This is a genomic window from Bradyrhizobium sp. 26S5 (genome assembly GCF_036923295.1).
GTDB lineage: Bacteria > Pseudomonadota > Alphaproteobacteria > Rhizobiales > Xanthobacteraceae > Bradyrhizobium > Bradyrhizobium septentrionale.
This window is the reverse complement of record NZ_CP145948.1, coordinates 563,607-575,397: the sequence shown is the minus strand read 5'-3', so window position 1 is coordinate 575,397 and position 11,791 is coordinate 563,607. Positions and strand designations below refer to the sequence as shown.

Below are 11,791 nucleotides of genomic sequence, written 5' to 3'. Positions count from 1 at the left end.
ACTCACGAATGCTTGGCGACCCACGCCGCGAACGCATCGAGCAGCTCGGCCATCACCTCGCGGTCGTTGCGGCCGGAGCGCTTGAGGACATGGAAGGAGTGGTCGGCCTCCTGCACCAGATGCAGCGTCGCACGGCTACCCAACGCCTCCACCACAGGCTCGAGCAGGTCGAGCTCGGCCAGCGCATCGCGGGTGCCCTGCAGGAACAGCATCGGGACCTTGATCTCGGTGAGATGTTTGGCCCGCTCGCTCGACGGCTTGCCGGCAGGATGCAGGGGGAAGCCGAGGAACACCAGCCCGCGCACGCCGGCGAGCGGCGCTTTCGCCTGCGCCTGCGAGGTCATGCGTCCACCGAACGACTTGCCGCCGGCGAACATCGGCAGTTCGCCGCAACGCCGCGCGGTCTCCGCCACCGCGGCGCGCACCGTTGCCTGCGCGACGGCGGGCGGATCGGGCCGCTTGCTGCCCTTCTCCATGTAGGGAAACTGATAGCGCAGCGTCGCGATGCCGCGCTCGGCGAGGCCGACCGCAATCGACTCCATCGAGGCATGGGCCATGCCGGCGCCGGCGCCATGCGCAAGCACATAGACCGCACGCGCCTGCGCCGGGCGCAGCAGCAGCGCGGACACCGTGCTATCGCCGGAGACCGTGATCGTGATCGGTTGCGCGCCTGACGCGTTCAAGATGACTTCTCGTAGAATTGTTGTGCCGTTAGTTCTAGCCGCACGCCTTGATGCGCGCAAATGCCGCCGCGACAGCGATGCCGTAAGTGAACCGGCTCACAGCCGATCAATATTTCCTTTGCAACATTGCCTTTGCAACATTTCCGTTGTTAGACCAAGAGGCGCCACTGTAGGATAGCGCGCAGCATGATACACGCAGAACGCGAACTTGTTTTCGGCGATTCTTAACATCTCGTCCATATGACGCGCGGGTACCACGAATCGGGGGACGGGGCATGCCTCGCAAGACGATCTTCTTCATCGGACTGCTGATTGTCGCCGGCGTCCTCTACTTCAAGGACGATATCGAGACGGTGGTCAGCAGCTTCCGCGTCAAGGTCGTCGACTACCAGCCGCCGGCAAAGAGCGTGTGGCTGGATCAGAATGTCAGCGCCGAGCGGCTGCGCTGGTTCTACCACGCCGACCAGGGCACCCGGACCTTCGGCATTCCCCATGAATGGTTCATGGCGCTGGAACAGCCGACGGTCTGGCCGCTGTTCACGGCGGCGCCGCGGCTCAGCGAGACTAATTATCTCGGCCGCTTCGGCTTTATTCCCGACACTGTGATCCCGGGCAAGCCCGATGCGCTGCCGATCGGCTTCGCGCAGGGCAGTCCGATGGCGGATGCCAATGGCGCGCCCTGGCGCAACCCGCACAGCAAGGCCGACATGACCGGGGTCGGGCTGACCTGCGCGGCCTGTCACACCGGAAGCTTCACCTATCGCGGCACCGAGATCGTGATCGACGGCGGGCCGGCCAACACCAATCTGTTCGAATTCCAGAAGAGCGTCGGCGTCTCGCTGCTCTTGACACGGTTCTGGCCGGGCCGCTTCTCGCGCTTTGCCGACGATATCCTCGGCAAGGATGCGAGCCTCGACGAGCGCATGGCGCTGCGCGGCCAACTCGACCTGGTGTTGAAGCAATACGCCAACATCAACTCGTTGGAGACCAAGGTCGCCGCCAACAGCGTCGAGGAAGGTTATGCGCGGCTCGACGCGCTGAACCGGATCGGCAACCAGGTGTTCTCGATCGACCTGAACAATCCGGACAACTACGCCTCGCATTCGGCGCCAGTGCATTTCCCGCGGATCTGGAACGCGCCATGGTTCAGCTGGGTGCAATATGACGGCTCGATCATGCAGCCGATGGTACGCAACGCCGGCGAGGCGCTCGGCGTCAGCGCCGAGCTCAATCTGCTCGACGAATCCAGGGGCCTGTTCAAGTCGAGCGCGCGGATCGACGTGCTGCACGAGATGGAGCGGATGATCGCCGGCGAGCCGCCCAGCGAGGACAAGGGCTTTGGTGGCCTGGCGTCGCCGAAATGGCCGGAGAACATCCTGCCGCAGATCAACATGGATCTCGCGAAGATCGGCGGCGGGCTCTACAAGACGCGCTGCCAGGGCTGCCATGGCCCGGCGATCGACAGCAAGGCGCTGCCCGCGAGCGAAGCCTTTGCGCTGTTCAAGGACAAGAAGCGCTGGATCAAGAACGACGCCGGCCAGCCGCTGCTCGACGTCGAGATGATTCCGATCAGCCTGATCGGCACCGACGGCGCGCAGGCCGAGGGCCTTGCGAGCCGTACGGTCGAGACGCCGGCCAATCTGAAGATCAAGGACGCCAGTTTTGGCCCCGCGCTCGGCGACCTCGTCGAGAAGGCCGTCGACTATTGGTACGACCAGAACAAGACCCCGCCGGAGGATCGCAAGCGCATCAACGGCTACCGGCCGAACGAGATCCAGGCGCCGCTCGCCTACAAGGTCCGGCCGCTCAACGGCATCTGGGCGACGCCGCCCTATTTGCACAACGGATCGGTCCCGACCATCTACGCACTGCTGTCGCCGGTGAAGGAGCGTCCCTCGACCTTCTATCTCGGCAGCCGCGAGTATGATCCCAAGGATCTCGGCTATGCCTGGAAGGACAAGGTCAAGAACGGCTTCGTGCTCGACACCACCAAGCGCGGCAACAGCAACTCCGGACACGAATTCTCGAACGAGAAGCGTGCCGGCGTGATCGGGCCGGAGCTGACGGAAAACGAGCGCCGCGCTTTGATCGAGTTCATCAAGACGCTCTGAGTAGGATGGGCTTTGCTTGCATCGGTCTCGCGGCCGACCTCTCCCGCTTGCGGGGGAGGTCGCAGCGCATCGAAGATGCGATGCGGGTGGGGGCTCTCTCCGCATTGCGACTCGCCCCCACCCCGGCCCTCCCCCGCAAGCGGGAGAGGGAGCACAGCTCCTTCGCAGCCCCCTCACCCCTTCGGCACCGGCTGCCGGCGCGCCGGGCGGGTCATGGCTTCGAGCTCGAGCAACTCGTTGAGCTGCGCCTCGGTCAGGAGCTTTTCCTCCAGCACGATATCGGCGACCGAGCGATTCTCCTTCAGCGCGCGGCGCGCCACGCGCGATGAGGCCTCATAACCGAGCGCCGGCGCCAGCGCCGTGATCAGGCCGATCGAGCCCTGCACGAGGCTGCGGCAGCGCTCGCGATCGGCCTCGATGCCGTCGACGCAGCGCTTGGTCAGCGTGTCGATCGCCGCGGTCAGCATGCGCAGCGAGCTCAGCACGCAGTAGCCGATGGTCGGCTCGAACGCGTTGAGCTGGAGCTGGCCACCTTCGGCGCACATCGTCACCGTGAGATCGTGCCCGATCACGAGGGAAGCGACCTGGTTGACCACCTCGGGGATCACCGGGTTGACCTTGCCGGGCATGATCGATGAGCCGGCCTGCACGGCGGGCAGCCGAATCTCGCCGATGCCGGTGCGCGGCCCCGACGACAGCAGGCGAAGGTCGTTGCAGATCTTCGACACTTTCACCGCAACGCGTTTCAGCACGCCCGAGAACAGCACGAAGGCGCCGAGGTCGGACGTCGCCTCGATCAGGTTCGAGGCCAGCACCATCGGCTGGCCGGACAGCCGCGACAATTCCTCGACCGCAAGTGCGGCGTAGCGCGGGTCGGCATTGATCCCGGTGCCGATCGCGGTGGCACCGAGATTGACCTCGCGGAACAGCGAGGAGATCTCGTTCAGCCGTGCGACGTCTTCCTTCACGGTGGCGTGGAAGGCGTCGAACTCCTGACCGAGCGTCATCGGCACCGCGTCCTGGAGCTGGGTGCGACCCATCTTCAAAACGTCGGCAAATTCCACCGCCTTGCCCTTGAAGGCATATGCGAGGTCATCCAGCGCGCGCACCAGCGGCTGGGTGGCAAAAATCACCGCGAGCCGCAGCGCGGTCGGATAGGCGTCATTGGTCGATTGCGCCATGTTGACGTCGTCGTTCGGATGCAGCGTGTGATAGTCGCCAGGCTTCTTGCCCATCAATCGCAGCGCGACGTTGGCGATCACCTCGTTGGCATTCATGTTGGTCGAGGTGCCGGCGCCGCCCTGGATCGCATCGACGACAAAAGACTCGGCATAGACCTTGTCGGTCGCGATCAGGGTGCAGGCCTTATCGATCGCATCGGCCTTTTCGGGCGAGAGATAGCCGAGCCGCTTGTTGGCGCGGGCGGCCGCCTGCTTCACCAGCGCCAGTGCGCGGACGAATTCCGGGAAATGGCCGACCGGCACGCCGGTGATCGGAAAGTTCACCACCGCGCGCTTGGTATGGATGCCCCACAGCGCGTTGGCCGGCACATCGTCCTCGCCGAGCAGATCGTGCTCGGTGCGAGACTGCGCCTGCTCGATCGGCACGGTGCGGACGGTTGCGATCGCAAGCTCGCTCACGCCGCCGCTCTCGCCGGAGGGTGGCGCGGCGCCCGCGGTGTTGGCGGTCTCAACCTTCGATTCGGCCATCGGTCCCTCCGTTACCTCTTGCAAATCCCGTCGTCAGCGACACCCGCCATGATGCGCCCGACAGGCATCGAAAGCCAATGCCTGTCGGTTGAGTCTTGCACACCGGCGAACGGAACGACGCGACAAAGCAGCATTGGCGTGCGTCGAACCGGGAATAGAGGACTTGCCTTATCCGTCACGATAACAACAGCTTATAGCTCCATACCGCGGTTCGCGCCGCGGCAGATGCGGCTGCTTTCTCCGCGGCGTCATCGCGTGCTAGATCAGCATCGACTGGCGCAAGGGCGCTGCCGACATTGAACGAACCAAGGGCCAAAGCCGTGTCCAACAACAACGAAGCGATGACCATCAAATTCCGCTGTCCGGCGGAGCTCGAGGGCAAGATTCCGCCGCCGGTGCCCGCGTCATTGGGTCTTCCAGGATGGCTCAAGGCGATGCCGACGCAGTCCTTCAACGCGATGAGCAATCGCGAGGAGGATACCGTCAAGCGCTGCCCGCCATTCGTCGATGCGATGACATCAGGTTTCCTGTTGCCGCTGGTGTGCGATCTCAAGGTCGAGAATGGCGCGATCACATGGGACAACGATCTTCCGGCCGGGGGCGAGCTCGAATTCCCGCGCTCGCCGGTCGGATTCCACGACGAAAGCCAGGTGGTCGGCTCGCCGCTGTTCGAGGCCGACCGCTTCGTCATCAAGTTTGTCAATCTGTGGACCATCGAGGCGCCGGCGGGCTACTCGCTGTTCTTCACGCATCCGGTCAATCGGTTCGACCTGCCCTTCACCACACTGACCGGCCTGGTCGATTGCGATCTGTTTCACGACAGCTGGATTCATTTCCCGGCACGCTGGCACGACACCAATTTCAACGGCGTGTTGCCCAAGGGCACGCCGATTGCGCAATGCTTCCCGGTGAAACGCGAAAACTGGGTCCCGCAGACCGCGGCGATGACGCCGGATGAAACATCGCGCGCACAGGAACTGTCCAAGAGGATCGCCCGCGAGTCTGGGCTGTATCGTCGGCAGTTTCGGACGTAGACCGGGCGTGCACGGCCTTTGTCGCTGCCTCCTCCAGCGACAAAGGCGAAGGCTTTGCTCGGGGGTGGGGCGATTCACAGCTGATTCAATGTCAAACAGCCAAGTACTCGGTGTCATCACCCGCGCATGCGGGTGATCCAGTATTCCAGAGACGCCGGTGCTTGAACCGAGAGGCTGCGGCGTACTGGATCGCCCGGTCGAGCCGGGCGATGACAGCTTTAATGGGGACGCAGCTTTGTATTCTCGCGACATGATCTGTCCGAGCTTTGCTCTTCTTTCCGCCCTCTCCTCTCGCAGAGGGCGCAGGGCGCGACCAACTCCGCTCCCATCAACGCAAACCAGTCGATGACAGACCGCCAGTCTCGTAGCAACCATTAGCTCTTTCGGTTGTGTGCGATTGAATTGTCCGATCGCCGTTGAGACTGACGCCGTGCTCGCGGCCATCAAGGCGTGGCCTGTTGAGGATGAGGATGTGGTGGCATTTGAGCGACGGCCATCCTTGACGGCCGCTGTGCGCGACGTCCTGGTGACGGCAGGTCGGGACGAAGAAACGGCGCCCCGGTCGAACAAAGAAACGCTTCAGGCTGCTGGAACAGCTGACATGTCAGCTTGCCAAGGGGTGCCTCGGGCCACCACGGCGTTGATGAAGACAAGCAGCTTCCTGGCGCAGGCGATCAGCGCGCGCTTGTGACCCTTACCGGCGGCGATCAGTCGCTTGTAAAGGGCGATGAGCTGCGGATTCCAGCGGAACGACGCCGCCAGCGCTGCAGCATAGAGCGCCTCTCGCAGGCGCTTGCGTCCACCGATGATGTGACGAGCGCCAATATGCTCTCCGCTGTCGTCATCATAAGGCGCAAGGCCCGCAAGAGCTGCGGCCTGCTCGCGGCTGATTTGGCCGATCTCCGGCATGCGCACCAGAATGGCGACCGCAGTCGGCAGCCCGGCCCCGCCGACGCTGTAGATCAGATCGAGCCGGGCAGCGAGATCGTGCTGTTCGCGGATCGCTGCCACCAAAGCCTTGAACTCGACGCGTTCGCGCTTGGCCAGGCGGACGATATCTTCCTTCCAGAGCTTTTGGATACGCGCATCGCGACAGCTCTCGAGCCGGTTCTTGAACCGCGTGATATCCTCTCCGATCTGATCGATCAGTGTCAGCTGCCCGGCCAAGGGCGATAACCTTGCGTCAGGGGCCGGGTGGATCTTGTTGACCGCAGCGGCGCAGGCGGCGATCAGCGCGGCATCGATCCGATCGTTCTTGGCACGTTGCCCGCGGTATTTGGCATAGGCACGCACCTGCGCCGGCTGGAACACCACGACGACAAACCGCATGCGCCGTAACTCGGCGACGACGGCTTGCTCATAGCCACCGCTCGCCTCGATCCCAACCCGCTTGACCTTGCGCCGCCCAAGCCACTCCAGCAGCGCCTTGTGACCTTCCGCCGTGTTCTCCACCTGCAGCTGCTCCGAGTTGCCGTCGAGCGCCACGTCGAGCTTGCGCTTGCCGGTATCGATCCCGGCACAGATTGTGGTACGCTTGGCCATCTTCCTCGACCCTCCCTTGTGATGCGAACCTAAAGTTCGTTCAACCATGCGGGTCCCGATGAAGTGCCGATCGCGATCTTGCTACGAATAACAGCCCTCAAGGCTTCGATGGGTAACGATCCGATCGATCAGCGGCCCAGCCCGGGCGGCCACCCGAGCTGGGCCATTCCTCACGGAACGAGGCCAGTCTAACCCAGCGCGCTAATACAAGGATGGGTAGAGCGCAGCGAAACCCATCATCTCACCTGCGCGGGTGCAATTGATGGGTTTCGCTTCGCTCTACCCATCCTACAATTCCGTGCACCAGCGACTGAACCGCCTAGCTCAGAAATTTTGCAAACCCGCTGGGACGGAAGAAGAAGCGGCCATGCGATGACATGGTCAGCGCGGCCGTCGTGCGGCCGATCATTTGCGGCCGGCCGCGCAACGCCAGACGCAGATTGGCTTCGCCGGCGGCGCGGTCGCCCATTTCCAGAAGACAGGCGGAGTAGCTAAGACGCGTCAGGGGGTCGTCAGGGCGCTGCGCCAGCACCTGACGGTAGAGTTCGGCCGCACCGGCGTATTCGCCATCGAGCAGCAGCACACGCGCGAGCGCGGGCAGGATAGCGGGATGCCCCGGCGCCACAATGCGCAGCTTCTCCAGAATCTCGCGCGCTCGGTTGCGCTGATTGCAATCGGGCAGCAGCTGCGCGAGCAGTATCTGCAACTCGAGGGTCCCAGGCGCGAGAGCGATCGCGCTCTCGATGACGGCAACCGCCTGGTCGACGCGGCCCGCCGCAGCCAATTGCCCTGCCAGCTCCTGAAATGCGGGAAGGAACGGTGGCCGCCGCGCGGTGGTTCGCCGCAACACATCGATCGCCTCGCTGCGGCGGCCGACGGCGCCGAGCGCCGCGCCGAGCAGCGTCTCGATACCGGCATCCTCGACGCGGCGGGCGGCTCGCTCGAGCGGCGCGATCGCCTCCTCGTTGCGGTTCTGCGCCATCAGCGCCCGTGCCAGGATCGTGGCCGCGCCGACATCGGTCCGGTTTGCCTTCAACACCTCCGCCGCCAGCCGCTCGGCTTCGACGACCTGCCCCATCTGCAACGCGACCACGGCACGTTGCAGGACCGGGGATGGGCCGGGCCCGCGATTGGCGGAAGGAGGCGGAGGTTTCGGCATGCGGCTCTCGATCAAATGGTCATCTCAGCCGTTACCATTGGCGCCGACAGAGCGTCCAGCGAAAGTCGCATGAAGGGTACCGGCGCCGGTCGAACCGGGCACCTTGGCACTACCCGGTTCCGCCCGGTTTTTCGACTGCTTAACCTATTCGATCTAGCCTGAATTGCCGTAACAGGGCCCGGCTTGATGCTCGCAACAACCCTCGAAACAATTCAGTCGACCACCTCGAAGCGAACCGCCTACACACGTGGAATCCTCGCGCTGCTGGCCATCGCCATCGTTCTGAAAGCGGTGTGGTTGTGGCAGGTGGGGCTGGGGCATGGCCGCGAACTTGTCGACTTTGCCGCCTTCTACATCACCGCAAAGCTGGTGTGGCTCGGCGACATGGACCAGGCCTATCGGTTCGCGAAGCTCATCGTCATCCAGCGAGAGGCCTCGGGCGGGCACAACGGCTTCATGTCGTGGACCTATCCGCCGCAATTTGGCCTGCTGCTGGCGCCGTTTGCGCTGATCCCGATCGGGATCGCCTATTTGCTGTTCGCGGGCTCGACATTGGCGCTTTACCTCGCCGTGCTGCGCCGCCTTGCCGGAAGCCAGTTCGTGCTCGTGCTGATCATCTTCTTCCCGACCATCGGGATCACGCTGGCATGCGGACAGAACGGCTTGCTGACGGCCGCGCTGATCGGAATGGTTTGCCTGTTCTTCGAAGAGCGACCAGTCGTCGCCGGAGCGGCGCTTGGTCTCATGATCATCAAGCCGCATCTCGCCATCGCGTTCGCGGTCTACGCGATCCTGCGGCGCTCCTGGATGGTCGTGATGACGGCCGCCGCCGTCGTGCTGATCAGTTCAGCGATCTCTACGGCGGTGTTCGGCGTCGAGATCTGGAGCGCGTTCCTGCAGAGCGTACGCGATTCGTCGGTGTTCCTGGAGCAAGGCAACTATCCGATGCATCGCATGATCTCGATCTATGCGGCGTTGCGAACGGCGGGGTTGTCCGCGTCGGGATCGTTTGTCGCCCAGGGCATCGTCGCCGTGCTGGCGCTCGCCGTCGTCCTCATTGCGGTCTACCGCACGATGCCCGCACGCGAGAGCCTCGGCCTCACCGCAATCGTTTCGGTCTGCATCAGCCCTTATGCCTACGACTACGATTTCCTGGTCTTCAGCGTCGGCCTGGCGCTGTTGCTGCCGGCGCTGCTGGCGAACGCGCGGGAGTGGGAACGGGGGATCATTTACGCCTTGCCAATTCCCATCGGCGCGGCCGGCTACCTGCAGGCGACGCAGATGGCGACCTTCCACCAGGGCGCAGACTGGCTCGACGTGCTCTCGATCGGCGGCTTCGCGTTCATTCCGCTGATCGCGCTGATTGTCGGAATTGTGCTGCTGCGCGGTTCAAGGACCGAGGCGATCAGCGAGGCCGGTGTCAGATGCGCATCCGTTTGAAAATCGGCTCCGGCAGCGCGGAGATCACGGCCATCACCAGCCGGAATCGCCTGGCCACATAGATCACGTCACGCGGCTTCGTCACATCGGCCCGGAAGATATCCTCGGCAACCCGATCCGGTCGCACGGTAAGGGGAGCCGGCAATTTCATATGCGCCGTCATCCTGGTGCGCACGAACCCGGGCTTGACGGTAACGACGCGGACCTTGCCGGCGAGCGCCAGACGATTGCGCAGGCCGGACAGGAATTGCGAGAAGCCGGCCTTGGCCGCGCCGTAGTAGTAGTTCGACGCCCGCCCGCGATCGCCCGCAACCGAGCTGACCCCGACGATGGTGCCCGAGCCGCGCGTCTCGAACGCTTGCGCGAACCGTTCGAGCAGCAGGCTGGGCGCCTCGAAATTCGTGCGCATGATCGTCGTCGCAAGCTCCGGATCGGCCTGGGCGCGCGTCTGGTCGCCGAGCTCGCCAACGACACAGACGACGGTATCCGGCAGCACAGGAAGGCCGGCGACAAAGTCGGCAAGCTGCCCGGTCTGCAAGACGTCCAGCGCCTGAACCGACGTTTCGACGCCGCTTCGCGTCCTGATGTCGTCCGCGTTGCGCTCGGCAGCCTCGACATCGCGAGCCGCCAGCATCACGCGCCATCCCTCCTTGGCATAGCGCAGCGCGGTCGCGTGCCCGATGTCCGAGCTGCCGCCAATCACCAGAACTGATTTTGTGTCGGTCATCAAATTCCAAGCCGTGCTGAGAGATGCGACACGAGGCGCGTATTTGCCCCAGTCTGCCGGCGGATGTCCCGCAGGGCCGCGAGGCCGGGATATCCGGATTCGAATGTCGCGCGCGATTGCCGCGCGTCCTTGGCGAGGTACAGCCGGCCGCCGGCATCGACCACCAGTGCGTCGAGCTGGTCAAGAAACGCGAACAGCGTGTCGGTGACAGGAAAGTCCATCGTTAGCGTATAGCCGCGAAGCGGAAACGACATCGGCCCGCCGCCATCGCCAAGCCGCTTGAGCACGGCCAGAAACGACGCATCGCCGCGCCGCGATACCCGATCCAGGATTTCGGCAAGGACACGGCGCGCGCGGTCGAGCGGGATCACGCATTGATATTGCACGAAGCCGCGGCGGCCGTAGATCCTGTTCCAATCGGCGATCGCATCGAGCGGAAAGAAGTAGGGATCCCAATGAACCAGCCGCGGCTCGCCTTGACGCGCCGCGCCGCGGCGAAAGTACAGCTCGTTGAACGCCCGCATCGATGCGCGATTGAGCAGCCATCCGGGAAACAGCTCCGGCACCGACAGCCGCTGAGTGCGCGGGCTGGGGAAAGGCGCGAGATCGGGTCGGAGCATGTCCTTGTCGCGGCGCGTGGCGTGCTCGGCAAGATAGACCAGCGAGCGTCCGAGCGCCGCGCCGCGCGCAAGGCAGTCGATCCAGGCCACCGAATAGGTGGCCGATGCGCTGCTTTCCAACTGATCGATCGCCGCATCGAGATGGCCGGCGACGCGGGTGTCCTGCCGCAGCCAGGCCGTCTCGATCGGGAGCAGCCGCAGCGTCGCATCGAGGATCACGCCGGTCAGGCCCATGCCGCCCAGCGTCGCCGCGAACAGCGCAGCGTTCTCCGACCGTGAGCAGCTGACGATCTCGCCGCCCGGCAACGCGAGGCGGAAGGAATCGACGATAGAACCGAAGCCGCCGTCGCGATGGTGGTTCTTGCCGTGCACGTCGGCGGCGATCGCGCCTCCCACCGTCACGAATTTCGTGCCGGGCACGACCTTTAAGAAGAAGCCGCGCGGCTCGAAGGCGGCGAGGATGTCGGCGATGGTCACGCCGGCTTCGACCGTCAATCGGGCGGTGGCCGCGTCGAAGCTGCGCATCCGGTTCAGGCCGCGTGACGAGATCGTGGATTGCACACCGATCGCAGCGTCGCCATAAGCCCGCCCTGCCCCGCGCGCCACGACGCCGGACCGCGCCAGCAGATAGTCGCGCGCGCCTGCTTGCGTCTGCGGCGCCAGCAGCTCGGTCGACACTTTGGGATAATTGCCCCAACCGGAGAGACGGATCCCGCTGGGACCAGAGGCCGCACTCACACGTCCTGGCAAGGCAACCGCCGACATT

Annotated in this window: 9 protein-coding genes; 3 read left to right on the top strand and 6 right to left on the bottom strand. The window is 64.4% G+C overall.

The window, feature by feature from the left end; translation table 11 throughout:
* Window positions 1-2: 2 nt before the first annotated feature.
* Complete coding sequence (locus V5279_RS02620) at window positions 3-683, bottom strand: alpha/beta family hydrolase (protein WP_338694842.1); 681 nt, start codon at window positions 681-683, stop codon at window positions 3-5.
* Window positions 684-958: 275 nt separating this feature from the next.
* On the opposite strand from V5279_RS02620, the gene V5279_RS02615 reads away from it, so the two are divergent.
* The gene (locus V5279_RS02615) at window positions 959-2,794 is read left to right on the top strand and encodes a di-heme-cytochrome C peroxidase (protein WP_338694840.1); all 1,836 of its coding nucleotides are present in this window, start codon (window positions 959-961) and stop codon (window positions 2,792-2,794) included.
* Between the two features lie 173 nt (window positions 2,795-2,967).
* Here V5279_RS02615 and V5279_RS02610 read toward each other — a convergent pair whose 3' ends face one another.
* Entirely contained in the window at window positions 2,968-4,503 is a 1,536-nt protein-coding gene (locus V5279_RS02610; protein WP_338694838.1) for an aspartate ammonia-lyase, read from the bottom strand.
* A 341-nt stretch (window positions 4,504-4,844) separates the two neighbouring features.
* On the opposite strand from V5279_RS02610, the gene V5279_RS02605 reads away from it, so the two are divergent.
* Window positions 4,845-5,537, top strand: coding sequence for a hypothetical protein (locus V5279_RS02605; protein ID WP_166216271.1), 693 nt, complete (start codon window positions 4,845-4,847; stop codon window positions 5,535-5,537).
* 579 nt (window positions 5,538-6,116) lie between these two features.
* On the opposite strand, the gene V5279_RS02600 is transcribed toward V5279_RS02605, so the two are convergent.
* Both V5279_RS02600 and V5279_RS02595 read right to left on the bottom strand, forming a co-directional pair.
* Window positions 6,117-7,079, bottom strand: a complete 963-nt coding sequence (locus V5279_RS02600; RefSeq protein WP_166301254.1) for an IS110 family transposase — start codon at window positions 7,077-7,079, stop codon at window positions 6,117-6,119.
* Between the two features lie 319 nt (window positions 7,080-7,398).
* Entirely contained in the window at window positions 7,399-8,238 is an 840-nt protein-coding gene (locus V5279_RS02595; protein ID WP_338694835.1) for a tetratricopeptide repeat protein, read from the bottom strand.
* Between the two features lie 186 nt (window positions 8,239-8,424).
* Between V5279_RS02595 and V5279_RS02590 the strand changes: the two genes are divergently transcribed.
* Window positions 8,425-9,678: a glycosyltransferase family 87 protein gene (locus V5279_RS02590; RefSeq protein WP_338694833.1), complete on the top strand. Its 1,254-nt coding sequence runs from the start codon at window positions 8,425-8,427 to the stop codon at window positions 9,676-9,678.
* On the opposite strand, the gene V5279_RS02585 is transcribed toward V5279_RS02590, so the two are convergent.
* Window positions 9,659-10,405: an SDR family oxidoreductase gene (locus tag V5279_RS02585; protein ID WP_338694831.1), complete on the bottom strand. Its 747-nt coding sequence runs from the start codon at window positions 10,403-10,405 to the stop codon at window positions 9,659-9,661. The two genes, V5279_RS02590 and V5279_RS02585, sit on opposite strands and share 20 nt — an antisense overlap.
* Window positions 10,405-11,790, bottom strand: coding sequence for an FAD-binding oxidoreductase (locus tag V5279_RS02580; protein WP_338694829.1), 1,386 nt, complete (start codon window positions 11,788-11,790; stop codon window positions 10,405-10,407). Before V5279_RS02580 ends, V5279_RS02585 begins: the two co-directional genes overlap by 1 nt.
* Window position 11,791: the final 1 nt, after the last annotated feature.

Bases quoted from the DNA above. Each gene is read 5' to 3' on its own strand.
- V5279_RS02615 (WP_338694840.1), top strand. From the start codon at position 959: ATGCCTCGCAAGACGATCTTCTTCATCGGACTGCTGATTGTCGCCGGC.
- V5279_RS02605 (WP_166216271.1), top strand. From the start codon at position 4,845: ATGACCATCAAATTCCGCTGTCCGGCGGAGCTCGAGGGCAAGATTCCG.
- V5279_RS02600 (WP_166301254.1), bottom strand. From the start codon at position 7,079: ATGGCCAAGCGTACCACAATCTGTGCCGGGATCGATACCGGCAAGCGC.
- V5279_RS02585 (WP_338694831.1), bottom strand. From the start codon at position 10,405: ATGACCGACACAAAATCAGTTCTGGTGATTGGCGGCAGCTCGGACATC.
- V5279_RS02590 (WP_338694833.1), top strand. From the start codon at position 8,425: ATGCTCGCAACAACCCTCGAAACAATTCAGTCGACCACCTCGAAGCGA.
- V5279_RS02610 (WP_338694838.1), bottom strand. From the start codon at position 4,503: ATGGCCGAATCGAAGGTTGAGACCGCCAACACCGCGGGCGCCGCGCCA.
- V5279_RS02595 (WP_338694835.1), bottom strand. From the start codon at position 8,238: ATGCCGAAACCTCCGCCTCCTTCCGCCAATCGCGGGCCCGGCCCATCC.
- V5279_RS02580 (WP_338694829.1), bottom strand. From the start codon at position 11,790: ATGTCGGCGGTTGCCTTGCCAGGACGTGTGAGTGCGGCCTCTGGTCCC.